The sequence below is a fragment of the Methylocystis sp. Se48 genome (assembly GCF_056269425.1).
The window spans coordinates 1,013,208-1,038,459 of record NZ_CM149850.1 but is presented as its reverse complement, the minus strand read 5'-3'; the positions used below and the strand labels follow the sequence as shown (position 1 = coordinate 1,038,459).

Here is a 25,252-nt window from a genome sequence, read left to right as displayed (position 1 = left end):
GCGGCGCGCCGCGCGGACGCGGCGGACGGCGTCTTGGCGAATGCGGCGGACCGGGCTAAGGTTCTCGTTGCGAGAGGGTTTGGATGAGAGAGTGTTCCGCGATCGTGGGCGTCGTCGACATATGCTTCTGCACGCCGGCGGCGGCGGCGAAGCCGCGGCCCGGAACGCTCAAACTCGCCAGGGCCGTCAGTCTGGAAAACGGACGCGCGGCCCCGCTGCTGAATTTCGAGATCGTGACGCCCGCGAAGGACGATGCGCCCGAGACCCTCGTCGGCAAGCTCGCCAGGCCGCTCGCCGCGGGGGAGAGCGCAAGCTTTCCTTTGAACGGCGGAACGGGCTGCGTCTTCCGGGCCCGCTGGGCTTTCGATGACATCAAGGACTCCGGCGACGTCGACCTTTGCAACGACGCACATATCGTGCTCATCGACTAGACAGGGCCATCCCAAACGTCGCCCCGCGTTCCGCGATTGCGGAGCGGCCAAGAAGAAGCAGGAAACGCGCGCATGTCGAAGTTGGGAATGAAGGGTAACGGCCGGACGGGGCGGCGCGGAGACAAAGCGAGCGGGAAAGAACCCGCGGTCTCCAAGACCGTCCTCATCGGCGCCGGCGCCGTTTTCGCGGCGATCTTCGGGACGTTCGTCGCGCTGACCAGCAACACGCCGCCCGCGCCGCCGCCGTCCGCCATCGGCGGCCCGTTCCAGCTCACCTCGCACATCGGAACGCAGGTGAGCGAGCGGGATTTGCTTGGCAAGCCCTATCTCGTGTTCTTCGGCTACACCCACTGTCCCGACGTGTGCCACACGACCCTGTTCGAGATGTCGGAAATTCTCCGCGCCATGGGGCCCGACGCGAAGGTCGGCGCCCTGTTCGTCACGGTCGACCCCGAGCGCGACACGCCGGAAATTTTGAAGGATTATCTCGCGAATTTCGACTCCCGCATTATCGGCCTCACCGGGCCGCGCGCGCAGCTCGACCCGATGCTGCGTGAATACCGCATCTACTCCAAGCGCTCGGCCGGCAAGGACGACGATTACGCCGTCGACCACACCACCGTCGTCTACCTGATGGACAAGAACGGACGTTTCGTCACCTCCTTCAACGTCGGCCGCAAGCCGGAAGAAGCGGCGAAAGATCTCGCACGTTATCTGTGACGCCTGTTGACGCGCGGCGAAAAATTTTGCGTCCGTGGCGCTTTTCGAACTCGCGACTCACGGCGCCTTTCGGTAGCATGCGCATATGCTTCGACTCCTGCGCGACGGACCTGCGCGCATCGGTTCGTCTGTCATCACGCTTGAACACGCCGGCGAAACGATCGTCGTCGCCCTGCGCCGCGCATCCACGGCGCGACGCTTCACATTGCGCGTACGATTCGCTGCGCGGGACGCGGTGCTGACGATGCCGCAACGCGCCTCGCTGAGGGACGCGCGAGATTTCGCAGAGCGTCATGCCGCGTGGATCGCCGCGCGTCTTGATCGTCTGCCCGCGACCATTCCCTTTGCGCATGGCTCCATCGTGCCATTGCGCGGCGTGGACCACATGCTGCTGCATGTGCCGGATCGGCGCGGCACGGTGTGGACCGAGGAACGCGACGACGTCGAATCGCGTTACGCCCTGTGCGTCGCCGGACGCGCGGAGCATGTGCACCGGCGCGTTCAGGATCATTTGAAACGCGAGGCGCGACGCGATCTTGAAAACGCGGTCGCGCGCCACGCGTCGACGCTCGGGCTGCCGCCGCGCGGCGTGGGTCTGCGCGATCCGGTCAGCCGCTGGGGCTCCTGCTCGGCGACAGGCTCCCTCAATTTTTCCTGGCGCCTCGTGATGGCTCCGCCCTACGTTCTCGACTATCTTGCCGCGCATGAGGTGGCCCATCTCGTCCATCTCGACCATTCGCCGCGATTCTGGTCGCTTGCGCGCCGCCTGTGCGCCGACACGGATCGCGCCGAAGCCTGGCTATCGGCGAATGGCGCGCATCTGCACAAATATGGAGCCAGGGAATGATGCTGGACCGCCGCCGTCTCATCGCCTGCGCGGCGCTGCTGCCCCTCGCCGCGCAGGCGCAGGAGCCGTGGGTCAAGACCGGCAAGCGTCTTCTCATTCTCGATTTCGAGATCATCGACACCTCGCAGGAGCCGATCGACCAGCGCGCCGATCATGCCCGGCGCCTCGCCGCGGCGCGCGAGGCCATCGCCGCCGGCCTTGCGGCGCGAGGGGTCTATGAGGTCGTCGATCGCGCCGCCATCCAGAGCGATCTCGACGAGATCCTGAAACGGACCTACATCCGAACCTGCAATGGTTGCGAAAGCGCGCTCGCAAGAAAGGCGGGGGCGGATCTTGTGATGACGGGGCTTGTCAACAAGGTCAGCACGCTCATCCTCAGCATGGGCGTCTCCATCACGCGCGCGTCATCCGGCGAGCTTATTTACCATCAGGGCTTCGACTTTCGCGGCGACAACGACACTTCCTACGCGCGCGCCGCGAAATTTCTCACCGAGCGGATCGCGCGCGATCCCGTGACCTGAACAGGGGAAAGCTATGAGCGAGAGCAGCAGCGGCAAGGCCGCTCCGCCCTGGAGCGCGGTTTTTTCTAGGCCCCGCGGCGCCTTGCTCGACGACCTCGTCAAGCGCGCGCAATCGCTCCCGCCGATCCGGGTGGGCGTGGTTCACCCTTGCGACCGGCCTTCGCTCGAGGGAGCGCTCTCGGCGCGCGACAAGGGCCTCATCGTGCCGACCCTCGTCGGTCCGCCCGCCAAGATCGAGGCCGCGGCCAACCAGGCGGGCGTTTCGCTGGAGGGAGTCGACGTCGTCGAAGCGCCGCATAGTCACGCGGCCGCCGAACAGGCCGTGGAGCTCGCCCGGCGCGGCAAGATTCACGCGCTGATGAAGGGCGCGCTGCACACGGATGAACTGATGGTCGCCATCGTGCGCGAGGGCGTGGGCCTGCGCACCGACCGGCGCATCAGCCATGTCTTCGTCATCGACGCGCCGACCTATCACAAGCTTCTGCTCGTCACGGACGCGGCGATCAACATCGCGCCGACGCTCGACATCAAGCGCGACATCGTGCGCAACGCCGTCGATCTCGCCCACGCCATCGGGCTTGCGCGGCCAAAGGTCGCGATCCTTTCCGCCGTGGAGACGGTGGAGGCGAAAATTCCCTCGACGGTCGAAGCCGCCGCCCTTTGCAAGATGGCCGACCGCGGCCAGATCGCCGGCGCCACCCTCGACGGTCCGCTCGCTTTCGACAACGCCATCTCCCGCGAGGCGGCGGAGGCCAAGCACATCGCGTCGGAAGTCGCGGGCGACCCCGACATTCTCGTCGCGCCAGACCTCGAATCCGGCAATATCCTCGCCAAGCAGCTCGTCTTTCTGGCCGGCGCCGACACGGCCGGCATCGTGCTCGGCGCGCGCGTCCCGATCGTGCTCACGAGCCGCGCCGACGACGTGGCGTCGCGCGTCGCCTCCTCCGCACTGGCGCAGCTTTTCACGCACAGAACAGGAAAGGGGGCAGGTTAGGATTTAGGCGAATACATACTCTCCGGCCTGCATCGGCGTCGAATTCGGATCGCGGATCATCAGTCTGCCTTCGGTATCGAAGTAGACGAGCTTGCCCCAAGCCAGAAAGGCGCCGCTGTCCCAGCTGTCGTGGGCGAACACGATGGGGCTGATTTCGATCAGTTGCGGCTCCGCGTCGAAGAAATATTGGCCCAGGCCCCGCATATGGCAGCGGCGCGTGCGCTTGTCGTAGCGCACGTCGTACCAAACCTGGCGCTCTCCCTCCGAGAGGATGATCGGCTCCCACACGGCGCCCGGCGGGCCCCAAAACCGCGCGCGCGCCGGGCGGCCCTCGATGAATTCCCGACGCGTGTCGTTCTCATTCGCCATTGGCGTCCCCCTTCCCTGTCACCGTCCATTATCCGCCCGCCGCCAGCGCCGCAACCGCTTCCCGGGTCCGCTTCTCGACATCGCTGCGCGCACATGGCAGAAGGCGGCCCGAAAGTTTTTCCCACGCGCGACGCAAAACATGACCGACATCGCGAAACTCGAAGAAGACACGCTGCGCCAGATCGCCGGGGCTCCGGACGAACAGGCGCTCGAGGCCGTGCGCCTCGCCGCGCTGGGCAAGAAGGGCGCGATTTCCGCCCTGCTCTCGACGCTCGGCAAAATGTCGCCCGAGGAGCGCAAGACCGAAGGCGCGAAAATCAACGCCCTCAAGGAGCGGGCGACCGAGGCGCTCGCCGCCCGCCGCGCGGAACTCGCCGAGGCGGCGATGGAGGCGCGGCTCAAGGCCGAGACGCTCGACGTGACGCTCCCCGCCGCGACGAGCCCGCTCGAGCGCGGCCGCATCCACCCCATCTCGCAGGTGATGGACGAGCTTTCCGTCATCTTCGCCGATATGGGCTTCGCCGTGGCGGAAGGGCCGGACATCGAGAGCGACGACTATAATTTCACGAAGCTGAACTTCCCCGAGGGCCATCCGGCCCGCGAGATGCAGGACACGTTCTTCCTCGCGCCGGAAGCCGGGGAGAAAAAGCTGCTGCGCACGCATACGAGCCCGGTGCAGGTGCGCACCATGCTGACGCAAAAGCCGCCGATCCGGGTGATCTGCCCCGGCCGCGTCTATCGCTGCGATTTCGACCAGACCCATACGCCGATGTTCCATCAGATCGAGGGCCTCGTCATCGACCAGTCGACGCATATGGGTCATCTCAAATGGGTGCTGGAGGAGTTCCTCAAGAGCTTCTTCGAGGTGAAGGGCGTGAAGCTGCGCATGCGGCCCTCCTTCTTCCCCTTCACCGAGCCGTCGATGGAAGTCGACGTCCAGTGCCGGCGCCAGGGCGGCGAAATCCGCTTCGGCGAGGGCGAGGACTGGATGGAGATTCTGGGCTGCGGCATGGTGCATCCGAACGTGCTGCGCAATTGCGGCCACGACCCGGACGTCTATCAGGGCTTCGCCTTCGGCGTCGGCATCGACCGCCTCGCCATGCTCAAATACGGCATGTCGGATCTGCGCGCCTTCTTCGACGCCGACACGCGCTGGCTGGAGCATTACGGATTCAGGCCGCTGGATTTCCCGACGCTTGCGGGCGGGTTGAGCGGGTAGCGATGCCGACGCTGCTGCGGTGGAATGGCTATCGCTTCTTTTTCTACTCGGCTGATGGTTGGGAGCCCGCGCATATCCACGTGACAAAGGACGGCAAGGAAGCGAAAATCTGGCTTGAGAATGTCGGGCTTGCCGTCAATATGGGCTTCTCGGCGCAGGAACTGAACGAAATCGTGAAGAAGACGCGCGAAATGCGTGAGGCCTTCCTGAAGGAGTGGAATGACTACTTTGCAAATTGACGTCGAAGACAGCAGACCTGTCGCGGCGTCCTGCGACAATGATCGTCTCACCGTCACGCTCGCCGACGGTCGTGTCCTGTCGACGCCGCTCTGGTGGTATCCGCGCCTCTTCAAGGCGTCGCCGTCGCAAAGATGCGAGATCGAACTGACGCCAATGGGCGTGCATTGGCCACAGATCGACGAGGACATCAGCGTCGCCAGCATGTTGCGCGGGCAACGCGCGCCGGGGGCTGCGCCGCTGGAAAAAACGGCGTGAGATGCTTCTGCGCGCCTTCTTCGACGCCGACACGCGCTGGCTGGAGCATTACGGATTCAGGCCGCCGGATTTCCCGACGCTGGCGGGGGGATTATCTCAATGAAGTTTCATGGCGAGCTCGAAGAGCTCAAGTCGTGCGTCAAGTTTTCTGGTCGTGATGGCGACTGGTCAGATGACGGGAAAGGCTGTCATCGCTTCCAGTCAAAATCAGGAGATATCCTAAATTGGTGGCCAAAAACGGGAACTATTTTGTGTCAAGGCAAGCGCCCTGACGCTTTCAAAACCGACTTAACTCGCGTTCTCGGCGAGAAAGCAAATTTTGAGGCCAAAGCCTCAAATAACGTAAGTCGGATTTTTATCGTTCACGGCAGCGACCATGAAGCTTTAGAGCAACTTGAACTGGTTTTATTTCGGTTGGGGATTGAGCCTTTGGTTCAGAAAAACGTCGACGGCAAGGGACTGCCGTTATTTCAGGCGCTGATGGAAAATATTGGTAGTGGGTCGGACTTCGTCTTCGTGCTCATGACCCCAGACGATTACGGTTATCGCAAGGACCAAAAGGATACAGAGCGGCAACCCCGCGCGAGACAAAACGTGATCTTAGAAGCGGGCATGGCGTTATCGAAGCTTGGATCAGATCACGTAGCATTGATAAAGAAGGGTGCGCTAGAGCTGCCTTCGGACTTAGAAGGTATTATTCGCATCGAATACAACACCCACGTGAAGGAAGTCGCCGCGAAGATTGCACAGCGCTTGACTGGCGCAGGCATCTCAATCGCGGAGTCTCGCGTAATTTCGGCCTCGCAATGAAACTCACCCTCTCCTGGCTCAAAGAGCATCTCGATACGTCCGCCACGCTCGCCGAGATCGTCGAGACGCTCACGCGCATCGGCCTCGAAGTGGAGCATGTGCACGACCCCGCCGCGCAACTGAAAGACTTCAGGATCGCGCAGATCGTGGAGGCGACGCAGCATCCGAACGCCGACCGCCTGCGCGTCTGCAAGGTCGATACGGGCGCGGGCGAACTTGTGCAGGTCGTCTGCGGCGCCCCGAATGCGCGCGCGGGACTGAAGAGCGTCTTCTCCGCGCCGGGAACCTATATTCCCGGCAAAAAAATCACGCTCGGCAAGGGCAATATTCGCGGCGTCGAGTCGCTCGGCATGTTGTGCTCCTTCGAGGAGCTAGAGCTGGCGACGCAAAGCGACGGCATCATCGAATTGCCCGACGACGCGCCCATCGGCGCGGTTTACGCGCAATGGGCGGGGCTCGACGATCCGGTCATCGAAATCAATCTCACGCCGAACCGTCCGGACGCCGCGGGCGTCTATGGCGTCGCGCGCGATCTCGCGGCCGCCGGCCTCGGCGTGCTCAAGACGAAAGACATTCTGCCGGTGGAGGGCAAATTCCCCTGCCCGGTCGGGGTGACGCTGGATTTTTCGGAAGGCGAGAAACATCTCGCGCCCTTCTTCGGCCTGCGCCTCGTGCGCGGCGTCAGGAACGGCCCGAGCCCGGACTGGCTGCAAAGGCGCTTGCGCGAAATCGGCCTGCGCCCGATCAACGCGCTCGTCGACATCACCAATTATCTCACCTTCGACCGCGCGCGGCCGCTGCACGTCTTCGACGCGAAAAAGGTGAAAGGCGCTCTCGTCGTACGTAAAGCGAAGAAGGGCGAAACGCTGCTCGCCCTCGACGGCAAGACGCATGAGCTCGACGAGGCCATGGTCGTCATCTGCGACGACAATGGAGTCGAATCCATTGCCGGCGTCATGGGCGGCGAGGCGTCGGGCTGCAATGACGACACGACCGACGCGCTCATCGAAACGGCGCTTTGGGACCCGCAGAACATCGCCCATACGGGCCGCAAACTGGGCATCGTCACCGATGCGCGCTACCGCTTCGAGCGCGGGGTCGATCCGGCCTTCGCGCTGCCAGGCGGCGAACTCGCGACGCAGTTCGTCATGGATCTTTGCGGCGGCGAGCCCTCCGAATGGATCATCGCCGGCGCCGCGCCGCGCGAGGCGCGCGTGATCGATTTCCCGTGGAGCGAGACGCAGCGCCTCGCGGGCGTCGACGTCTCTCAGGCCGACGCGACCGCCATTCTCGAGCGCCTCGGCTTCACGGTCGAAAAGAACGGCGAGGACCGCGCGAACATCGCCGCGCCGAGCTGGCGCCCCGACATCGAAGGCAAAGCCGACATTGTCGAGGAGATCGTCCGCATCCTCGGCGTCGACAATGTGCCCTCCACCCCCCTGCCCCGCGCGGAAGGCGTCGCGCCCGCCGTGCTCACCGTGATGCAGAAGCGCGCCCGCAACGCGCGCCGCGCGCTCGCCGCGCAGGGGCTGGTCGAGGCCGTCACCTGGTCCTTCATCTCCAAGGAGCAGGCGGAAGCCTTTGGCGGCGGCTCGGCGGGACTGAAGCTCGCCAACCCGATCGCCGCCGAACTTTCCGACATGCGCCCGAGCCTGCTGCCCGGCCTTGTCGCCGCGGCGGGACGCAACGCCGCGCGGGGGCTCGGCGATCAGGATCTCTTCGAAGTCGGCCAGATCTTCCTCGACCCGAGCGAGAAGGGCCAGCGCCTCGCCGCCGCCGGCATTCGCCGCGGCCTCGCGGGCGCCGGCCGCCACTGGTCGGCGCAAGCGCAGCGCGCCGGCGCTTTCGACGCCAAGGCGGACGCGATGGCGCTCTTAGGCGCGCTCGGCGTCGCGACGAGCGGCCTGCAGGTCGCGCCAGGCGGGCCGTCATGGTTCCATCCAGGCCGCTCGGCCACGCTGCAATTCGGCCCCAAAGCCGTCATCGGCTATTTCGGCGAATTGCACCCGCGCGCGCTGAAGGCGCTGGACGTCGAAGGCCCGATCGCCGCCTTCGAGATCGTGCTCGACAATCTGCCGGCGCCCAAGGCCAAGCCCACCAAGATCAAGCCGAAGCTCGAACTCTCGGACCTCCAGCCGCTCTCCCGCGACTTCGCCTTCATCGTCGACCGCGCGGCGAACGCCGGCGATCTCGTCAAGGCAGTGGCCGGCGCCGACAAGGCGCTCATCACGAATGTCAGCGTCTTCGACGTCTATGAGGGCGTCGGCGTGCCGGAGGGCAAGAAGTCGGTCGGCGTCGCAGTCACGCTTCAGCCGCGCGAAAAAACGCTGACGGACGCCGAAATCGAGGCGGTGGCGCAAAGGATCGTGACGGAGGCGGAGAGGAAATGCGGGGCGGCGTTGCGTTGAGGATCATCGTCTTCGTTCTTCCGCTCCTGATCGCTCTCCCCGTCGCAGCCGGCCCCCGGACCATCGACGACTGCGAGGCGATCAAGGACGCCAACGCCTATAATCTTTGCCTCGCCTCCTTCGGCCCGGTCCGCGGTCAGCATGGCGCGAGCTATCCGGGCATGGCGAGCGAGGGGGAAAAGGAGAGCGGCCGCGCGAGGGGGAACGGGACCAAGGCCGTCCCGGCCCGCCGCGCCGCCTCCGCGCTCGGTTATGGCGCGCGCGTGACCCATGGTCGAAGCGGCCGGATGCGCATGGAGTTCGCGCCAGGCCGTCGGTGAACGGGAAAACAACGATGGACGGACGGTTCGGGCGCACGCTCATAAAGCCCGAATTTACCTCTTGGCAAACGGGCGCGGTCCCATTAAAAGAGCCGTTCCGGGGCACGCCGTTCATCTGTAGCCCCGCTTTCTTATTTGGAGCTTCCGCCTGATCCAAGGCTTTGTCAACGGCTTAGGGAAATGGCGGTGGATAGGCCGGCGGACCCGGGGTTCATGCCTCGCGTCCCGTCCGGCCATGTCCTGTCCGAGACTGCCGGCGCGCGCGACGGGTTATCCACAACCCTGAGCGGCTCAATCGCCCGAGAGACGAAAGGAATCCGATCGTCCGACGGCGGCCTGCACAGACGGGGAAACCGTAATTTTTGGCCGTTGGCGGCTTTTCGCCAACGTCCTTCGATTTTGGTTCGCGCCCCTTCAACCAGAGCCTTCGCTTCGGCGGAGCGCGCTGGGGACAGGATCTACGGCGCCGTCTGCTTCGGCAGGCGGCATGTCGCAACCGGCGGGGTTTCCCGCCTGTTAGAAGAGAGCAACCGTGGATAGAGCGGAGAAAAAAGAAGCCGTAGCGGCGCTCAACCAGACCTTCTCGAAGGCTGGCGCGATCGTCGTTGCGCACTACTCCGGCTTGACGGTCGCCCAGATGCAGGCCCTGCGCAAGCGGGCTCGCGAAGAGGGCGCCTCCGTTCAGGTCGCAAAGAACCGCCTCGCCAAGATCGCTCTGAATGGCTCGAGCGTCGCCGATTTCAGCCCCTTGCTCAAGGGGCCGACCCTGATCGCCTATTCGGACGATCCGGTGGCGGCGCCGAAGGTCGCCGTGGCCTTCGCCAAGGATCACGACAAATTCGTGATTCTGGGCGGCGCCATGGGCGCCACGCTGCTGAACGCCGACGGCGTCAAGTCGCTTGCGACGATGCCGTCTCTGGACGAACTGCGCGCCAAGCTCGTGGGCCTCATCAATGCGCCCGCGACCAAGATCGCCCAGCTCTCCACCGCGCCTGCCGCCAAGCTCGCGCGCGTGTTCGGCGCCTACGCCAAGAAAGACGCGGCCTAAGAGGCACGCCTACCGAACCGAACCAAATTCAAAGGACGCATGCAAATGGCTAATCTCGAAAAGATCGTCGAAGACCTCTCGGCTCTCACCGTCCTCGAGGCGGCTGAGCTCGCCAAGATGCTCGAGGAGAAGTGGGGCGTTTCCGCCGCCGCTGCGGTGGCCGTCGCCGCCGCTCCGGCCGCTGGCGCCGCCGCCCCGGCCGCCGAAGAGAAGACCGAGTTCAACGTGATCCTGGCTTCGGCCGGCGACAAGAAGATCGAGGTCATCAAGGAAGTCCGCGGCATCACCGGCCTCGGCCTGAAGGAAGCCAAGGACCTCGTCGAGGGCGCCCCGAAGCCGATCAAGGAAGGCGCTTCCAAGGAAGAGGCCGAAAAGATCAAGGCGACCCTCGAGAAGGTCGGCGCCAAGGTCGAGCTCAAGTAATTCCGCTCGCCGCCGCTCACCGGCGCCTTGCGTGACGAGATTCGCGGTCCCGGCTCAGGCCGGGGCCGCGCGCGGTTGAAAGGGGCGCTATCCGCCAAGCGCCCGACAGGGCGAGAGCGGCTCGCATCGAGCCGTCCGGCCCTTACGAGAGAGGCTCGAAAAGCGACATGGCTCAGACGTCGGCCCGCAAGTTCACCGGTCGCAAGCGCACCCGCAAATTCTTCGGTCACATCCGGGAAGCCGCGGAGATGCCCAATCTGATCGAAGTGCAGAAGGCCTCATACGATCAGTTCCTCCTTGTCGACGAGCCCAAGGGCGGCCGCCCCGAAGAGGGTCTGCAGTCCGTCTTCAAATCCGTCTTCCCGATTTCCGATTTCTCCGGCGTCGCGCTGCTCGAATTCGTCCGCTACGAATTCGAGCCGCCGAAATATGACGTCGACGAATGCCGCCAGCGCGGCATGACGTTCGCTGCGCCGCTCAAGGTGACGCTGCGCCTCATCGTGTTCGACGTCGATCCCGACACGCAGGCGAAGTCCGTCAAGGACATCAAGGAGCAGGACGTCTACATGGGCGACATGCCTTTCATGACGTCGAACGGCACCTTTATCGTCAACGGCACCGAGCGCGTCATCGTCTCGCAGATGCACCGCTCGCCGGGCGTGTTCTTCGACCACGACAAGGGCAAGAGCCACTCTTCCGGCAAGCTGCTCTTCGCGGCCCGCATCATTCCCTATCGCGGCTCGTGGCTCGACATCGAGTTCGACGCCAAGGACATCGTGTATGCGCGCATCGACCGCCGCCGCAAGATCCCGGTGACCTCGCTCCTCTTCGCCCTTGGGCTCGACGGCGAAGAGATCCTGTCGACTTTCTACAAGACGATCACCTATACGGCCGACGGCGAGAACTGGCGCATGCCGTTCGACGCCGACCGCATCAAGGGCGTGAAGGCCGTCGCCGACATGATCGACGCCGACACCGGCCAGGTCATTCTCGAAGCCGGCAAGAAGCTCGCCGTGCGCGCCGCGCGCCAGCTCGCCGAAAAGGGAGTCAAGGCGATTCGCGTCTCCGCCGAGGAGCTCTACGGCCAATATCTCGCGCAGGATCTCTATGATCCGAACACCGGCGAAATCTTCGCCGAAGCCGGTGACGAAATCACGGCGAAGACGCTGCCGCTCCTCGTCGAAAAAGGCTTCGACGAGTTGCCGATTCTGGACATCGACCACATCAACGTCGGTCCCTACATCCGCAATACGCTCGCGGTCGACAAGAATTCGAACCGCGAGGAAGCGCTGTTCGACATCTACCGCGTCATGCGTCCGGGCGAGCCGCCGACCATGGACACGGCGGAAGCTATGTTCCATTCGCTGTTTTTCGACGCGGAGCGCTATGACCTCTCGGCCGTCGGCCGCGTGAAGATGAACATGCGCCTTGATCTCGACGCGCCGGATACGGTGCGCACGCTGCGCCGCGAGGACATTCTCGCGGTGGTGAAGGCGCTCGTGGATCTCCGTGACGGCCGCGGCGAGATCGACGACATCGACCATCTCGGCAATCGCCGCGTGCGCTCGGTCGGCGAGCTGATGGAAAATCAGTATCGCCTCGGCCTCTTGCGCATGGAGCGCGCCATCAAGGAGCGCATGTCGTCGGTCGATATCGACACAGTGATGCCGCAGGATCTGATCAACGCGAAGCCCGCCGCCGCGGCGGTGCGCGAGTTCTTCGGCTCCTCGCAGCTCTCGCAGTTCATGGACCAGACGAACCCGCTCTCCGAGATCACGCACAAGCGTCGTCTCTCGGCGCTGGGTCCGGGCGGCCTCACGCGCGAGCGCGCCGGCTTCGAGGTGCGCGACGTGCACCCCACGCATTACGGCCGCATCTGCCCGATCGAGACGCCGGAAGGTCCGAACATCGGCCTCATCAACTCGCTCGCGACCTTTGCGCGCGTGAACAAATACGGCTTCATCGAAGCGCCCTACCGCCGCGTGCGCGACGGCAAGGTGACGAACGAGGTCGCCTATCTCTCCGCCATGGAGGAGGCGAAGTATCACGTCGCCCAGGCCAACGCGCCGGTCGACGCCGACGGCAATCTGACGGAAGACCTCGTGCTCTGCCGTCACGCCGGCGATGTGATGCTTGTCCCGCGCGAAAAGGTCGACGCGATGGACGTGTCGCCCAAGCAGCTCGTCTCGGTCGCCGCGGCGCTCATCCCCTTCCTCGAGAACGACGACGCCAACCGCGCGCTCATGGGTTCGAACATGCAGCGTCAGGCCGTGCCGCTGGTGAAGGCGGACGCCCCGCTCGTCGGCACGGGCATGGAGGCCGTCGTCGCGGCCGACTCCGGCGCGGCGATCTCCGCGCGCCGCACCGGCGTCGTCGACCAGATCGACGCGACGCGTATCGTCATCCGCGCGACGGAAGAGCTCGACCCGGCCAAGCCTGGCGTCGACATCTATCGCCTGATGAAGTTCCAGCGCTCAAACCAGTCGACCTGCATCAACCAGAAGCCGCTCGTTCGCGTCGGCGACCTGGTGAAGAAAGGCGACATCATCGCCGACGGCCCCTCGACGGATCTCGGCGATCTGGCGTTGGGGCGCAACGTTCTCGTCGCCTTCATGCCGTGGAACGGCTACAACTTCGAGGACTCGATCCTTCTCAACGAGCGCATCGTGAAGGAGGACGTGTTCACGTCGATCCATATCGACGAATTCGAGGTGATGGCCCGCGACACCAAGCTCGGTCCGGAAGAAATCACCCGCGACATTCCGAACGTGTCGGAAGAGACGCTGAAGAATCTCGACGAGGCGGGCATCGTCTATATAGGCGCGGAAGTGCAGGCCGGCGACATTCTCGTCGGCAAGATCACGCCGAAGGGCGAGAGCCCGATGACGCCGGAAGAAAAGCTCCTGCGCGCCATCTTCGGCGAGAAAGCCTCCGACGTGCGCGACACCTCGCTGCGCGTGCCGCCGGGCGTTCAGGGCACCATCGTCGAAGTGCGCGTCTTCAACCGCCACGGCGTCGAGAAGGACGAGCGCGCGCAGGCGATCGAGCGCGAGGAGATCGAGCGTCTCGCCAAGGACCGCGACGACGAGCTAGCCATCCTCGACCGTAACGTCTATGCGCGTCTCGCCGAGATGCTCATCGGCAAGAATGCGATCGCCGGCCCGAAGAGCTTCAAGAAGGATCAGGTTCTGACGCAGGCGATCCTCGACGAATATCCCCGCTCGCAATGGTGGACCTTCGTGGTCGAGGACGACGAGCTGATGGCCGCGATCGAAGCCGTCCGCAAGCAATACGACGAGTCGAAGAAGGGCCTCGAGAACCGATTCCTCGACAAGGTCGAAAAGCTGCAGCGCGGCGACGAGCTGCCGCCCGGCGTGATGAAGATGGTGAAGGTCTTCGTCGCGGTGAAGCGCAAAATTCAGCCTGGCGACAAGATGGCCGGCCGCCACGGCAACAAGGGCGTCGTATCACGGATCGTGCCGCAGGAGGACATGCCGTTTCTCGAAGATGGCACACCCGTGGACATCGTGCTGAACCCGCTCGGCGTGCCCTCGCGCATGAACGTCGGCCAGATTCTGGAGACGCATCTCGGCTGGGCCTGCGCGGGCCTCGGCAAGCAGGTCGGCAAGGCGGTCGACGCTTATATGAAGTCGAGAGACGCAGCGATCCTGCGCAACGCGCTGACCGACATATATGGCAAGGACGAAGAGATAGAGAAACTCGACGAAAGCCTGCTGCTGGAAACCGCGAAGGACTTGCGTCGCGGCGTGCCGATTGCGACGCCGGTGTTCGATGGCGCGCGCGAGAAGGACATCGTCGACATGCTCACCAAGGCGGGCCACGACCCGTCGGGACAGGTGACGCTGTTCGACGGACGCACCGGCGAAGCCTTCGACCGAAAGGTGACGGTGGGCTACATCTACATGCTGAAGCTCCATCACCTGGTCGACGACAAGATCCACGCGCGCTCGATCGGTCCCTACTCTCTCGTCACCCAGCAGCCGCTGGGCGGCAAGGCGCAGTTCGGCGGCCAACGTTTCGGCGAAATGGAGGTCTGGGCGCTCGAAGCTTATGGCGCGGCCTACACGCTGCAGGAAATGCTGACCGTCAAATCGGACGACGTCGCTGGCCGCACCAAGGTCTACGAGTCGATCGTTCGCGGCGACGACACTTTCGAATCGGGCATTCCGGAGAGCTTCAACGTGCTCATCAAGGAAATGCGGTCGCTGGCGCTCAACGTCGAACTGACCAGCGCGACGCCGGAGACGGAAGAAATCGCGCCGCCGACCGCGGAGGCCGCGGAATAGTCGATGCGACATTCCCCCGTCAGTGCGAGCGCGGCGAAGCAATCCAGAGCGGCGAACGGCTCCGGAATCTTTCGCCGCTTCGCGCCTTGCACTGACGGCGTAGCCTGCCTTTGAAATTTTACGACGCTAGTCGAGCGGCTCCGCCGCCGCGGCGTCCCAGGAGAAGACCATGAATCAGCAAGAGGTCATGAATCTCTTCAATCCGGTCGTGGCGACGCAGGCCTTCGACCAGATTCAGATTTCCATCGCGAGCCCGGAGAAGATTCTCTCCTGGTCCTTCGGCGAGATCAAAAAGCCCGAGACGATCAACTACCGTACCTTCAAGCCCGAGCGCGACGGCCTGTTCTGCGCGCGCATCTTCGGGCCGATCAAGGACTACGAGTGCTTGTGCGGCAAGTACAAGCGCATGAAATACAAGGGCGTCATCTGCGAGAAGTGCGGCGTCGAAGTCACGCTCGCGCGCGTGCGCCGCGACCGCATGGGCCATATCTCTCTCGCGGCGCCCGTTGCGCACATCTGGTTCCTGAAGTCGCTGCCGTCGCGCATCGGCCTTTTGCTCGACATGACGCTGAAGGATCTGGAGCGCATTCTCTATTTCGAGTCCTATATCGTCATCGATCCGGGCCTGACGCCGCTCAAGGAGCGTCAGCTTCTGTCGGAAGAGGAATATCTGACGGCGCAGGACGAATTCGGCCAGGACACGTTCACGGCGATGATCGGCGCGGAGGCGATTCGTCGTCTGCTCGAGTCGATGGATCTCGAAGGCATCGCCGCGTCGCTGCGCCAGGAGATCGCCGAAGCGAAGACCGAGCTGAAGCCCAAGAAGCTCGCCAAGCGCCTGAAGATCATCGAGGCCTTCATCCAGTCGGGCAACAAGCCGGAATGGATGATCCTGAAAGAGATCCCGGTCATCCCGCCAGACCTGCGTCCGCTCGTTCCGCTCGACGGCGGCCGTTTCGCAACGTCCGATCTCAACGATCTCTATCGCCGCGTCATCAACCGCAACAACCGCCTGAAGCGCCTCATCGAACTGCGCGCGCCGGACATCATCATCCGCAACGAGAAGCGTATGTTGCAGGAGGCCGTCGACGCGCTGTTCGACAACGGCCGCCGCGGCCGCGTCATCACGGGCGCCAACAAGCGTCCGCTGAAGTCGCTCGCCGACATGCTGAAGGGCAAGCAGGGCCGCTTCCGCCAGAACCTGCTCGGCAAGCGCGTCGACTATTCCGGCCGCTCCGTCATCGTCGTCGGTCCCGAGCTCAAGCTTCATCAGTGCGGCTTGCCGAAGAAAATGGCGCTCGAGCTGTTCAAGCCCTTCATCTATTCGCGTCTCGACGCGAAGGGCTATTCGGCGACCGTCAAGCAGGCGAAGAAACTCGTCGAAAAGGAAAAGCCCGAGGTCTGGGACATTCTCGACGAAGTCATCCGCGAGCATCCGGTGCTGCTCAACCGCGCGCCGACGCTGCACCGCCTCGGCATTCAGGCCTTCGAGCCGGTGCTGATCGAGGGCAAGGCGATCCAGCTGCATCCGCTCGTTTGCGCGGCCTTCAACGCCGACTTCGACGGCGACCAGATGGCCGTCCACGTGCCGCTGTCGCTCGAGGCGCAGCTGGAAGCGCGCGTGCTGATGATGTCGACGAACAACATCCTGCATCCGGCCAATGGCCAGCCGATTATCGTGCCCTCGCAGGACATCGTTCTCGGTCTCTATTACCTGACGCTGGAGCGCGACGGCGAGCCGGGCCAGGGCATGTGCTTCGCCAATCAGGGCGAGATCGAACATGCGCTCGCCGCCAAGGCCATCACTCTGCACACCAAGATCAAAGGACGCGGCTGGACCTATGACGCCGCCGGCAACCGCGTGTCAAAAATCTTCGACACGACGCCCGGCCGCATGGTGCTCGGCCAGCTCTTGCCGAAACACCAGAAGATCCCCTTCGACGTCGTCAACAAGCTGATGACCAAGAAGGAAATCTCGAACATGATCGACACCGTCTACCGCAACTGCGGTCAGAAGGAGACGGTCATTTTCTGCGACCGCATCATGGCGCTGGGCTTCCGCGAGGCCTTCAAGGCCGGCATCTCCTTCGGCAAGGACGACATGGTCGTGCCGGAAACGAAAGAGAGGATCGTCGCCGAGACGCGCGCCGCCGCCAAGGAATATGAGCAACAGTACAACGACGGCCTCATCACCCAGGGCGAGAAATACAACAAGGTCGTCGACGCCTGGATGAAGTGCACGGACAAGCTCGCCGAAGAGATGATGCAACGCATCTCCGCGGTGCGCAAGGACGAGCACGGACGCGACAAGCCGATCAACTCGATCTACATGATGTCGCACTCGGGCGCGCGCGGCTCGCCGCAGCAGATGAAGCAGCTCGCGGCGATGCGCGGTCTGATGGCCAAGCCCTCGGGCGAGATCATCGAGAGCCCGATCATCTCGAACTTCAAGGAAGGCCTGACCGTTCTCGAATACTTCAACTCCACCCACGGCGCCCGCAAGGGCCTGGCCGACACGGCGTTGAAGACCGCGAACTCGGGCTACCTCACCCGCCGTCTCGTCGACGTCGCGCAGGATTCGATCATCTCCTCGACGGACTGCGGCTCCACGGGCGGCATCCGCATGCGGGCGATCATCGACGCCGGTCAGGTCGTCGCGTCGCTTGCGACGCGCATTCTTGGCCGCACGGCGGCGGAGGATCTCAAGACGCAGGACGGCAAGATCATCGTGCCGGCCGGCGAGATGATCCAGGAGTGGCATATCGAGCCGATCAACGCCGCCGGCATTCAGGAGGTGAAGATCCGCTCGGTCCTCACCTGCGAGGCCAAGAACGGCGTCTGCGCCAAGTGCTACGGCCGCGACCTCGCGCGCGGCACGCCTGTCAACATGGGCGAGGCTGTTGGCGTCATCGCGGCGCAATCGATCGGCGAGCCGGGCACGCAGCTCACCATGCGCACCTTCCACATCGGCGGCGCGGCGCAGCTCGCGGACCAGTCGTTCATCGAATCGAACTTCGAGGGCAAGGTTCACATCCGCAACCGGCATGTGGCCCGCAACTCGGACGGCGATCTGATCGTCATGGCGCGCAACGTCGCCATCGTGATCCTCGGCCCCGATGGCGCGGAGCGCGCGGTGAACCGCATCCAATACGGCGCCAAGCTGAAGGTCGATGAAGGCGATACGGTCAAGCGCGGCCAGCGCCTTGCGGAATGGGACCCCTACACCCGTCCCATCATCAGCGAGGTGGACGGCGTGATCGGCTTCGAGGATCTCGTCGAAGGCCAGTCCATGTCGGAAACGGTCGACGAGTCGACCGGCATCGCCAAGCGCATGGTCATGGACTATCGCCTCAACCTGCGTTCCGCGAGCCTCAAGCCCTCGATCGTCATCAAGGGCCCGGACGGCAAAATCGCCAAGCTCGCGCGCGGCGGCGACGCCCGCTATCTCCTGCCCGTCGACTCGATCATCGCAGTCGAGCCCGGCGGCACGGTGAGGGCCGGCGACATTGTCGCGCGTATTTCGGTCGAAAGCGCGAAGACCCGCGACATCACCGGCGGTCTGCCGCGCGTCGCGGAACTGTTCGAGGCGCGCCGTCCCAAGGATCACGCGATCATCGCGGAAATCTCCGGCACGGTGCAGTTCGGCCGCGACTACAAGAACAAGCAGCGCATCACCATCGTGCCGACGGAAGAAGGCGCGGAGCCGGTCGAGTATCTGATCCCGAAGGGCAAACACATTCACCTTCAGGACGGCGACGTCGTCGAGAAGGGCGATTACATCGTCGACGGCAATCCGGCGCCGCACGACATTCTGGCGATCAAGGGCGTGGAGGAGCTTGCGGCCTACCTCGTCAATGAAATCCAGGAGGTCTACCGTCTGCAGGGCGTGAACATCAACGACAAGCACATCGAAGTGATTGTCCGTCAGATGCTCCAGAAGGTCGACATCGTCGATCCGGGCGACACCGGCTTCCTCGAGGGCGAGCAGGTGGATCACGTCGAACTCGACGAGGCAAACGCCAGGGCGATCGAGAACGGCGGCAAGCCGGCGCATGGCACGCCGGTGCTGCTCGGCATCACCAAGGCCTCGCTGCAGACGCGGTCCTTCTTCTCCGCAGCCTCCTTCCAGGAGACGACGCGCGTTCTCACCGAGGCCGCCGTCAACGGCAAGATCGACCCGCTCGTCGGCCTCAAGGAGAACGTCATCGTCGGCCGCCTCATTCCGGCCGGCACCGGCGCGGCGATGGCGAAGTTCCGCGGCATCGCTTCGGGCCGCGACGATCTCATCATCACGCAGCGCGCCGAAGGGACCGAGCCCGCCCCGGCCCTGCCGCCGGCGGAATGAGCGCTGAGCTGAAATCGAATAGGCCGCCCCGAAACGGGCGGCCTTTTGCTTTTACGCAGGTTAGCCGATGATGGGGACGCTCCTCTCTCTTCCCGCCCGCGCCGTCCGCGCGCTGATCCTGTTCTATCGCGTCACCTTCTCGGCCTTCGCCGGCCGGACCTGCCGCTATGCGCCGACCTGCTCGGAATACGCCGACGAAGCCATCGCGAAACACGGTCTCTGGGCCGGCGGCTGGATGGGATTTGCGCGCATCTGCCGCTGCCGGCCGGGCGGCGGCGAAGGTTTTGATCCCGTGCCGGAGCATCTGCCGGCTCACGCGAGCGCGCTCACGCCCTGGCGCTACGCCCGCTGGCGCGGCCCCTTCCAGTGCGAAAGCGTCGAGCGCGACGACGCCTGACCCCGGGCGCCGCCCGGCTCCTGCTTACGACTTCGCCATCAGTTCGAGCGTAAGCCCGTAAATCCGCGTGCGGGACGCCTCGGGCAGCGTGCGCAAAACGTCGAGATAGGTCTGGCCCGCGTCGCACATGCGCGCATCCTCGATCGGCGGATCGGGCATTTTGCCGTCGAGCAGCGCGTCGATCTCCGCCTTTCCAAGGCCGCGGTCGGCGAGCGCCTTTTCGAGCAGCTTGAAATCGGCCTCGTTGGGCTGCGCGTGATCGATCTTCTTCGCCTGCCCGCTCGCCATCGCCTCGAGTCCCGCGATCGCCATGTCGGCGACAAGCGTGCGACGGGCGGCGGCGAAGCGCTGGAAATCGAGATTATTCGCGCCATAGAGAAAAGCGACGCACATTTTCTTGTCTTCCTGCGCGGCCGCCCGCAACGCTTCGAGCTGCCGGGCGAAGACCTGAGACATCAGCTCCGGCTCCGCTTTGGCGGCGAGCCCGCCCCGCGCCTGACGCAAACGGCGCACCCCCTCCGAGAGATAATAGTCAACGCTCTGCTCCTGCTTCGTGTCGGCGAGACGCCCCGCGAAGTCGTTCAGCGCGGCTTCATAATCGGAGGTGAAGGTTTCGCGAAAGCGCGCGAAAAAACGCGCGTAATCTGGCGTCTGCGCGATCAGCGTTTCGACGATCTGGCGCGCTGCGCCCTTGTCCAGCGGTCCCGTCAGGGCCTGCAGCGCCCCGCCCGGCCTGGGCGGGCTGAACGCCAGGATCATCAGTCCGATCCCGAGACAGAAGGCGACCACCGCAGCGGTCGCGAGAGCCAAAATTCGTTCCAGCATTATTTGCCCTTGGCGCCGGCTGAGCGAATTTCAGAATTTATGCAAAGGCGGCTGTCCTGAAAAGCGCAAGCGTCGTCGCGCCCCGCCTCCAGCCGCGCGAGTCGCGCGCTTTCGCAGCGATGGGCGACGAGAAGCGCGATGTGCCGGTTGAGATCATAGCTCCAATGACCCTTTCTCGCGCGCTCCGCCCGCAGGGCGCGTTCGATCTCGCGCAGGATGGCGCGCGCCGCCTCCGGCGTCTCGCTCATGACGGCGTCGGGCGTCAGCCGGTGAAAGCGCGAGAGCGCCGACCGCCGGTCATAGACGGACATACTTGCATCGAGCGCGCGCTCCACGGCCGGACGCGCCGCCGAACGCAGGCGCGCAATGGCGCGGGCGTCGGCGTCGCGGGCGGAATTCAGCGTCTTGATCATGCTCTTTCCTCCAGGCGACAAAGAATGATCTCCGCAATACGCCTGGGGATATGCTTTTTATCTCTTGTATAGGATTATTTTCCGTCATAGCCTTGGCAGGCAACCAACGTCACGAGGCCTGTTCATGCCCGCATTCGACCCCGCTGCAGTTCTGCCAGTTCCCCCGCCCGTTTTCGGGCTCAGCGCGGCCGCGGCCGCGGCGGCCGTCGGCGTTCCCGCGCGCGCTCTCGCCGCGCCTACCCGTTGCCGCGCGCCGGTCGCCCGCGCCCGGCAGCTCGCGGTCTATCTCCACCATGTCGCCTTCGGCGCCAGCCTTTCGGCCTGCGCCCGCCATTTCGGCCGCGACCGCGCGACGGTGCGGCACGCCTGCGCGGTGATCGAGGACATGCGGGACGATCCGAGCTTCGACCGCTGCGCCGCGCGACTGGAACAGGCGCTCGCCGCGCAGCGCGACATGGTGACGGAACTCGTCGCCGCGATCGAGGGAGGGGCGCAATGAGCAAGACTGCGCAAGAGAAACGAAACGCCGAGGCGCCGCGCGCGCTGCGCCGTCTGCTGGAGGCGCTGGGCGAAACCGGCGCCCGCGCGGCGGCGAGCGACCTCGAGGACGCCATGCTCGTCGTGCTGGCGCCGCGCAACGGCGTCACCGTCGTGCGCGCCCGCCTGCCCGCCGCGACGGGCGACGCGGCGCTCGCGCAGGGCCTCGCGGAATGGGAGCGGGACGGCCTGACGCGGCGCATGAAGATCACCGACGCCGGCCGCGCCTATTTGCGCCGGGCCGCGTCGGATCGGCCACAGCTTGATCCGTTCCGCGCCCAACACGGGGAATTCCAGAAACGCGCCGTGGAAAAAGGCGCGCGCCCCGCGCTGGTCAACGAGGCGGAAAGCCCCCTCGCCTGGCTGGCGCGACGCAAGGGGCCCGATGGCCAGCCTTTCCTCGACGCCGCGCATGTTCAGGCGGGCGAGCGCTTCCGCCGCGACGTCGAACAGGCGCAGCTTCTCCAGCGCGTCACGGCGAATTGGGAGGCCTCGATCGCCGCCGCGCGCCGCGGCGCGGACGCCGGCGGCGCCGTTTCGGAAGTCGCCATGGACGCGCGCCGACGTCTCGCGCGCGCCTGTGCGGCGGTGGGGCCGGATCTCGCCGGACTGCTCACGGACGTCTGCGGCTATCTGAAGGGGCTCGAAATGGTGGAGAGCGAACGCGGCTGGCCGGCGCGCTCGGGCAAGGTGGTGCTGCGAATCGCGCTCGACCGGCTCGCGCGTCACTACGGGTTCGCGAGCGCGGCGGCGGGCCCGGCGCGGTCGAGGGGCATCGCCCATTGGGGCGCGGAGGACTACCGGCCGACGCTCTGAATGCCGCCCCCATTGGCCGGGCGCGTCCCGGCCAACTCCGCGCCGCGCGTCAGGCGGCGAGCGCGTCCCGCGCCTCTTTCCTGATCCGCTCCACCATCGAGCGCAGGCCATTGGCGCGCTGGGGCGTGAGATGCTCCGCGAGGCCGAGCTGTTTGAACAGCGGCGCGGCGTCGGTGTCGACGATCTCCTGCGCGCGGCGGCCCGAATAGAGCGCCAGCACCAGCGCCACGAGGCCGCGCACGATATGGGCGTCGCTGTCGCCCCGGAAGGTCAGCGTGGGCGCGCCGGCGGCGTCGCGCCCACGCGTCGTTTCCAGCCAGACCTGGCTCGCACAGCCACGGACCTTGTTCTCGTCCGTGTAGGCTTCCTTCGGCAACGGCTCGAGCGTGCGGCCGAGTTCGATCAGATAGCGGTAGCGGTCCTCCCACTCCTCGAGCAGTTCGAAATTGCCGATGATGTCGTCGATGGCCATCGCCTCTTCCCTTTTCCGGCATTTTAGACCAAACGCGCGCGCTCTTTCCATGCGTTTGGCAAGGCCTTAAGTTTCCCTTTGTCGAAATTTTCCGGGGCGGCGACAGCGCCCAAATTGATACGGAGACGCCTATGAGCCTCATGACCCGCTGGCGCATGTTCGCCGTCGCGATCGTCGCCGCCTTGTCGCTTTCGGGCTGCGGCTACAACACTATTCCCACGCTCGAGGAAAACGCCAAGGCCAAATGGGCGGAGGTGCAGTCCCAATATCAGCGCCGGGCCGACCTCATCCCCAATCTGGTCGCGACCGTGCAGGGCTACGCCAAGCAGGAAAAGGACGTGCTCACCTCGGTCGTGGAAGCGCGCGCCAAGGCGACCGCGGTGAAGATCGACGCCTCGACGATCACCGACCCCGAGAAAATGAAGCAGTTCCAGGATGCGCAGGCGCAACTGACCGGCGCGCTCGGGCGGCTGATGGCGGTGAGCGAGGCCTACCCCGACCTCAAATCCAACCAGAACTTCCTGGCGCTCCAGTCGCAGCTCGAGGGCACCGAGAACCGCATCAATGTCGCTCGGCGCGACTACATCGACGCGGTGCGCGAGTTCAACACTTCGCTGCGCACCTTCCCGACGCTGCTCTGGGCGAAGACATTTTTCTCGGGGACCAAGCCCATGGCGGAATTTTCGGCGAGCGAGGCGGCGCAGCAGGCGCCGCAGGTCAAGTTCTAGGAGGCGCGCCGTGCTCGAGCGCCCGCCGGAAGAGCTTTGCGCGCTTTGCGCGCGACGCGACGCCATGTGGGCGCATATGCGTCAGGAGGCGGAGGACGCGCTCCGTCTCGATCCGTCCCTCGCGCCGCTTTTCATCGGCGAAGCGTTGAACCGCCGCAGCCTCGAGGAGGCGGTCATACATCGCGTGAGCGGGCGGCTCGGCGCCTCCGCCATGGACGCCTCGGCCATCGCCGACGCCTTTCTCGCCGCGCTCGAGAGCGAGCCGGAGATCGGCGAGGCCTTCCGCGTCGACGCCGCCGCTTATGTGGAGCGCGATCCAGCCTGCCGGCGGCTCATCGAGCCGGTTCTCTATTTCAAGGGCTATCACGCGATCCAGGCCTCGCGGCTCGCCCATGCGCTCTGGCGCGCAGGCAAGCGGGATTTCGCCTTCTACATCCAGAGTCGCGCCTCAGACGCCCTCTCCGCCGACATTCATCCGGCGGCGCGTTTCGGCAAGGGAATCTTCCTCGATCACGCAACCGGCTTCGTCGTCGGCGAGACGGCGGTGGTGGAGGACGAGACGTCCATCCTTCACGGCGTCACGCTCGGCGGCACGGGCAAGGTCGCCGGCGACCGTCACCCCAAGGTGCGTCGCGGCGTCATGATCGGCGCGGGAGCGAAGATACTGGGCAATATCGAAATCGGCGCCTATTCTCGGATCGCGGCGGGGTCTGTCGTGCTGCACGCCGTGCCGCCGCATTCCGTCGTCGCCGGCGCGCCGGCGAAGGTCGTCGGCGTCGAGCCGAAATCCGAGCCCGCGCGGGACATGGACCAGATCCTGCGCGGGCTCGCCTATGATTCCTTCGATTATGTGATCTGACGCAGGCGGCCGCTTCGCGGCGGCCTCACGCCAGCCGCAGCTGCGGCGATGCGCGGCGGCGGACGCGCCACACGCCGTCGAAGGACGCCGGCGTGAAGAAGGCGTTGGCCTCGCTCGCCGTCTCGGACGCGCCGAGGAAGAGATAGCCGCCCTCGTTGAGCGCCTGGCTGAGGCGCGCAAGAACGGCGCGCTTCATCTCCGGCTCGAAATACATCAACACGTTGCGGCAGAAGATGACGTCGAAGGCTCCGAGCTCGGAATAATCCGACAGCAGGTTGAAGTCGCGGAAGTCGATTCGCGCGCGCAAATGCTCGTTGACGCGCCAGGTCTCGTCCTCGCGATGGAAATAACGCAAAAGCTGGCTCGTCGAGAGGCCGCGCTGAACCTCGAACTGGCTGTAGGCGCCACTGCGCGCAGCCTGGATCGCCGACGTCGACAGATCGGTGGCCAGGATTTCGAGCGTCCAGCCGCGCAAGGCGCGGGCCTCCTGATCGAGCGTCATGGCGAGCGAATAGGCCTCCTGCCCCGTCGAGCAGGCCGCGCACCAGAAGCGGAGCCGCCGCTCATTGGCGCGCGCCGTGAGCAGATCCGGCAGAACATGCGCGCGGAAATTCTCGAAAGGCGTGCGGTCGCGGAAGAAAAGCGTCTCGTTTGTTGTCATGGCGTCGATCACATCCCTGACGAAAGAAGAATCGTCGCGGCGCTCAAGGGCGTCCACGAGTTGAACGAAATCGGCGAGGCCGTAGTCGCGCATGACCGGCGCGAGGCGGCCCATGGCGAGATATTGCTTGTCGGCGTCGAGGGCGATGCCCGTGAGCGAGGCAAGCTGGCGCCGAAAGCGCGCGAAAGTGAAATTCATGCGCTCCGCCTCCCGACGGGACGACAAGACGCAAAGGCCGACGGAATCCTCCGTCGGAACGCAAGGGAATGACGCATACTCGCGACGCC

The 25,252-nt window shown here is 65.0% G+C and carries 25 protein-coding genes; 20 read left to right on the top strand and 5 right to left on the bottom strand.

The window, feature by feature from the left end; genetic code table 11:
* Window positions 1–83 precede the first annotated feature (83 nt).
* From ACV959_RS05065 to ACV959_RS05045, 5 genes are all read left to right on the top strand, one after another.
* Window positions 84–431 (top strand): hypothetical protein, encoded by a 348-nt coding sequence (locus ACV959_RS05065; protein ID WP_475738828.1) that lies wholly within the window; start codon window positions 84–86, stop codon window positions 429–431.
* Between the two features lie 72 nt (window positions 432–503).
* Entirely contained in the window at window positions 504–1,151 is a 648-nt protein-coding gene (locus ACV959_RS05060) for an SCO family protein (RefSeq protein WP_475738827.1), read from the top strand.
* An 85-nt stretch (window positions 1,152–1,236) separates the two neighbouring features.
* Entirely contained in the window at window positions 1,237–1,998 is a 762-nt protein-coding gene (locus ACV959_RS05055; RefSeq protein ID WP_475738826.1) for a M48 family metallopeptidase, read from the top strand.
* Window positions 1,995–2,519 carry a DUF3280 domain-containing protein gene (locus ACV959_RS05050; protein WP_475738825.1) on the top strand — a complete coding sequence of 175 codons (525 nt, stop codon included), beginning with the start codon at window positions 1,995–1,997 and terminating at the stop codon, window positions 2,517–2,519. Before ACV959_RS05055 ends, ACV959_RS05050 begins: the two co-directional genes overlap by 4 nt.
* Before the next feature lie 13 nt (window positions 2,520–2,532).
* Window positions 2,533–3,513: a bifunctional enoyl-CoA hydratase/phosphate acetyltransferase gene (locus ACV959_RS05045; RefSeq protein WP_475738824.1), complete on the top strand. Its 981-nt coding sequence runs from the start codon at window positions 2,533–2,535 to the stop codon at window positions 3,511–3,513.
* Window positions 3,514–3,516: 3 nt separating this feature from the next.
* Here ACV959_RS05045 and ACV959_RS05040 read toward each other — a convergent pair whose 3' ends face one another.
* Window positions 3,517–3,882, bottom strand: a complete 366-nt coding sequence (locus tag ACV959_RS05040; RefSeq protein ID WP_475738823.1) for a hypothetical protein — start codon at window positions 3,880–3,882, stop codon at window positions 3,517–3,519.
* A 139-nt stretch (window positions 3,883–4,021) separates the two neighbouring features.
* Here ACV959_RS05040 and pheS point away from each other — a divergent pair, with 139 nt between their 5' ends.
* The 11 genes from pheS to yidD all read left to right on the top strand — a co-directional run bounded on the left by pheS (window position 4,022) and on the right by yidD (window position 19,654).
* Window positions 4,022–5,101 carry a phenylalanine--tRNA ligase subunit alpha gene (pheS, locus tag ACV959_RS05035; protein ID WP_475738822.1) on the top strand — a complete coding sequence of 360 codons (1,080 nt, stop codon included), beginning with the start codon at window positions 4,022–4,024 and terminating at the stop codon, window positions 5,099–5,101.
* A 2-nt stretch (window positions 5,102–5,103) separates the two neighbouring features.
* Window positions 5,104–5,340, top strand: a complete 237-nt coding sequence (locus tag ACV959_RS05030) for a DUF4160 domain-containing protein (protein ID WP_475738821.1) — start codon at window positions 5,104–5,106, stop codon at window positions 5,338–5,340.
* Window positions 5,321–5,596, top strand: coding sequence for a DUF2442 domain-containing protein (locus tag ACV959_RS05025; RefSeq protein ID WP_475738820.1), 276 nt, complete (start codon window positions 5,321–5,323; stop codon window positions 5,594–5,596). The genes ACV959_RS05030 and ACV959_RS05025 overlap by 20 nt, the downstream gene beginning before the upstream one ends.
* A 99-nt stretch (window positions 5,597–5,695) precedes the next feature.
* Window positions 5,696–6,406 carry a TIR domain-containing protein gene (locus ACV959_RS05020; protein ID WP_475738819.1) on the top strand — a complete coding sequence of 237 codons (711 nt, stop codon included), beginning with the start codon at window positions 5,696–5,698 and terminating at the stop codon, window positions 6,404–6,406.
* Window positions 6,403–8,814, top strand: coding sequence for a phenylalanine--tRNA ligase subunit beta (pheT, locus tag ACV959_RS05015; RefSeq protein ID WP_475738818.1), 2,412 nt, complete (start codon window positions 6,403–6,405; stop codon window positions 8,812–8,814). Before ACV959_RS05020 ends, pheT begins: the two co-directional genes overlap by 4 nt.
* Complete coding sequence (locus tag ACV959_RS05010) at window positions 8,793–9,134, top strand: hypothetical protein (RefSeq protein WP_475738817.1); 342 nt, start codon at window positions 8,793–8,795, stop codon at window positions 9,132–9,134. The genes pheT and ACV959_RS05010 overlap by 22 nt, the downstream gene beginning before the upstream one ends.
* A gap of 532 nt (window positions 9,135–9,666) precedes the next feature.
* Window positions 9,667–10,182, top strand: a complete 516-nt coding sequence (gene rplJ / locus ACV959_RS05005; protein ID WP_475738816.1) for a 50S ribosomal protein L10 — start codon at window positions 9,667–9,669, stop codon at window positions 10,180–10,182.
* Window positions 10,183–10,227: 45 nt separating this feature from the next.
* Window positions 10,228–10,605 (top strand): 50S ribosomal protein L7/L12, encoded by a 378-nt coding sequence (rplL, locus tag ACV959_RS05000; protein WP_475738815.1) that lies wholly within the window; start codon window positions 10,228–10,230, stop codon window positions 10,603–10,605.
* A gap of 167 nt (window positions 10,606–10,772) precedes the next feature.
* Entirely contained in the window at window positions 10,773–14,912 is a 4,140-nt protein-coding gene (gene rpoB, locus ACV959_RS04995; RefSeq protein ID WP_475738814.1) for a DNA-directed RNA polymerase subunit beta, read from the top strand.
* Window positions 14,913–15,081: 169 nt separating this feature from the next.
* Window positions 15,082–19,257 carry a DNA-directed RNA polymerase subunit beta' gene (gene rpoC, locus ACV959_RS04990; protein WP_475738813.1) on the top strand — a complete coding sequence of 1,392 codons (4,176 nt, stop codon included), beginning with the start codon at window positions 15,082–15,084 and terminating at the stop codon, window positions 19,255–19,257.
* Between the two features lie 67 nt (window positions 19,258–19,324).
* A complete protein-coding gene (gene yidD / locus ACV959_RS04985; RefSeq protein ID WP_475738812.1) occupies window positions 19,325–19,654 on the top strand; it encodes a membrane protein insertion efficiency factor YidD in 330 nt (109 codons plus the stop codon).
* Between the two features lie 24 nt (window positions 19,655–19,678).
* On the opposite strand, the gene ACV959_RS04980 is transcribed toward yidD, so the two are convergent.
* Both ACV959_RS04980 and ACV959_RS04975 read right to left on the bottom strand, forming a co-directional pair.
* The gene (locus ACV959_RS04980; RefSeq protein WP_475738811.1) at window positions 19,679–20,464 is read right to left on the bottom strand and encodes a hypothetical protein; all 786 of its coding nucleotides are present in this window, start codon (window positions 20,462–20,464) and stop codon (window positions 19,679–19,681) included.
* A 14-nt stretch (window positions 20,465–20,478) separates the two neighbouring features.
* On the bottom strand, window positions 20,479–20,892 hold the full coding sequence (locus ACV959_RS04975) for a hypothetical protein (protein WP_475738810.1): 414 nt from the start codon (window positions 20,890–20,892) through the stop codon (window positions 20,479–20,481).
* A gap of 124 nt (window positions 20,893–21,016) precedes the next feature.
* Between ACV959_RS04975 and ACV959_RS04970 the strand changes: the two genes are divergently transcribed.
* Together ACV959_RS04970 and ACV959_RS04965 are read left to right on the top strand one after the other, a co-directional pair.
* Complete coding sequence (locus tag ACV959_RS04970) at window positions 21,017–21,391, top strand: helix-turn-helix domain-containing protein (protein ID WP_475738809.1); 375 nt, start codon at window positions 21,017–21,019, stop codon at window positions 21,389–21,391.
* Window positions 21,388–22,245: a DUF6456 domain-containing protein gene (locus tag ACV959_RS04965; protein ID WP_475738808.1), complete on the top strand. Its 858-nt coding sequence runs from the start codon at window positions 21,388–21,390 to the stop codon at window positions 22,243–22,245. The genes ACV959_RS04970 and ACV959_RS04965 overlap by 4 nt, the downstream gene beginning before the upstream one ends.
* Before the next feature lie 49 nt (window positions 22,246–22,294).
* On the opposite strand, the gene ACV959_RS04960 is transcribed toward ACV959_RS04965, so the two are convergent.
* Complete coding sequence (locus tag ACV959_RS04960) at window positions 22,295–22,717, bottom strand: SufE family protein (protein WP_475738807.1); 423 nt, start codon at window positions 22,715–22,717, stop codon at window positions 22,295–22,297.
* A gap of 131 nt (window positions 22,718–22,848) precedes the next feature.
* On the opposite strand from ACV959_RS04960, the gene ACV959_RS04955 reads away from it, so the two are divergent.
* Entirely contained in the window at window positions 22,849–23,445 is a 597-nt protein-coding gene (locus ACV959_RS04955) for a LemA family protein (protein ID WP_475738806.1), read from the top strand.
* 64 nt (window positions 23,446–23,509) lie between these two features.
* Window positions 23,510–24,304 carry a serine O-acetyltransferase gene (gene cysE, locus ACV959_RS04950; protein WP_475739589.1) on the top strand — a complete coding sequence of 265 codons (795 nt, stop codon included), beginning with the start codon at window positions 23,510–23,512 and terminating at the stop codon, window positions 24,302–24,304.
* A 25-nt stretch (window positions 24,305–24,329) separates the two neighbouring features.
* Here cysE and ACV959_RS04945 read toward each other — a convergent pair whose 3' ends face one another.
* Entirely contained in the window at window positions 24,330–25,163 is an 834-nt protein-coding gene (locus ACV959_RS04945; protein WP_475738805.1) for a CheR family methyltransferase, read from the bottom strand.
* Window positions 25,164–25,252 lie beyond the last annotated feature (89 nt).

What these genes read in the sequence shown, in the direction of transcription:
- ACV959_RS04970 (WP_475738809.1), top strand. Translation starts at nt 21,017, where the DNA reads ATGCCCGCATTCGACCCCGCTGCAGTTCTGCCAGTTCCCCCGCCCGTT.
- ACV959_RS05045 (WP_475738824.1), top strand. Translation starts at nt 2,533, where the DNA reads ATGAGCGAGAGCAGCAGCGGCAAGGCCGCTCCGCCCTGGAGCGCGGTT.
- ACV959_RS05055 (WP_475738826.1), top strand. Translation starts at nt 1,237, where the DNA reads ATGCTTCGACTCCTGCGCGACGGACCTGCGCGCATCGGTTCGTCTGTC.
- ACV959_RS05065 (WP_475738828.1), top strand. Translation starts at nt 84, where the DNA reads ATGAGAGAGTGTTCCGCGATCGTGGGCGTCGTCGACATATGCTTCTGC.
- ACV959_RS04945 (WP_475738805.1), bottom strand. Translation starts at nt 25,163, where the DNA reads ATGAATTTCACTTTCGCGCGCTTTCGGCGCCAGCTTGCCTCGCTCACG.
- ACV959_RS05010 (WP_475738817.1), top strand. Translation starts at nt 8,793, where the DNA reads ATGCGGGGCGGCGTTGCGTTGAGGATCATCGTCTTCGTTCTTCCGCTC.
- ACV959_RS05025 (WP_475738820.1), top strand. Translation starts at nt 5,321, where the DNA reads ATGACTACTTTGCAAATTGACGTCGAAGACAGCAGACCTGTCGCGGCG.
- ACV959_RS05030 (WP_475738821.1), top strand. Translation starts at nt 5,104, where the DNA reads ATGCCGACGCTGCTGCGGTGGAATGGCTATCGCTTCTTTTTCTACTCG.
- rplL (WP_475738815.1), top strand. Translation starts at nt 10,228, where the DNA reads ATGGCTAATCTCGAAAAGATCGTCGAAGACCTCTCGGCTCTCACCGTC.
- ACV959_RS05050 (WP_475738825.1), top strand. Translation starts at nt 1,995, where the DNA reads ATGATGCTGGACCGCCGCCGTCTCATCGCCTGCGCGGCGCTGCTGCCC.
- ACV959_RS04965 (WP_475738808.1), top strand. Translation starts at nt 21,388, where the DNA reads ATGAGCAAGACTGCGCAAGAGAAACGAAACGCCGAGGCGCCGCGCGCG.
- rpoB (WP_475738814.1), top strand. Translation starts at nt 10,773, where the DNA reads ATGGCTCAGACGTCGGCCCGCAAGTTCACCGGTCGCAAGCGCACCCGC.
- pheT (WP_475738818.1), top strand. Translation starts at nt 6,403, where the DNA reads ATGAAACTCACCCTCTCCTGGCTCAAAGAGCATCTCGATACGTCCGCC.
- ACV959_RS05020 (WP_475738819.1), top strand. Translation starts at nt 5,696, where the DNA reads ATGAAGTTTCATGGCGAGCTCGAAGAGCTCAAGTCGTGCGTCAAGTTT.
- ACV959_RS04960 (WP_475738807.1), bottom strand. Translation starts at nt 22,717, where the DNA reads ATGGCCATCGACGACATCATCGGCAATTTCGAACTGCTCGAGGAGTGG.
- cysE (WP_475739589.1), top strand. Translation starts at nt 23,510, where the DNA reads ATGTGGGCGCATATGCGTCAGGAGGCGGAGGACGCGCTCCGTCTCGAT.
- rpoC (WP_475738813.1), top strand. Translation starts at nt 15,082, where the DNA reads ATGAATCAGCAAGAGGTCATGAATCTCTTCAATCCGGTCGTGGCGACG.
- ACV959_RS05060 (WP_475738827.1), top strand. Translation starts at nt 504, where the DNA reads ATGTCGAAGTTGGGAATGAAGGGTAACGGCCGGACGGGGCGGCGCGGA.
- yidD (WP_475738812.1), top strand. Translation starts at nt 19,325, where the DNA reads ATGATGGGGACGCTCCTCTCTCTTCCCGCCCGCGCCGTCCGCGCGCTG.
- ACV959_RS04975 (WP_475738810.1), bottom strand. Translation starts at nt 20,892, where the DNA reads ATGATCAAGACGCTGAATTCCGCCCGCGACGCCGACGCCCGCGCCATT.
- ACV959_RS05040 (WP_475738823.1), bottom strand. Translation starts at nt 3,882, where the DNA reads ATGGCGAATGAGAACGACACGCGTCGGGAATTCATCGAGGGCCGCCCG.
- pheS (WP_475738822.1), top strand. Translation starts at nt 4,022, where the DNA reads ATGACCGACATCGCGAAACTCGAAGAAGACACGCTGCGCCAGATCGCC.
- ACV959_RS04955 (WP_475738806.1), top strand. Translation starts at nt 22,849, where the DNA reads ATGAGCCTCATGACCCGCTGGCGCATGTTCGCCGTCGCGATCGTCGCC.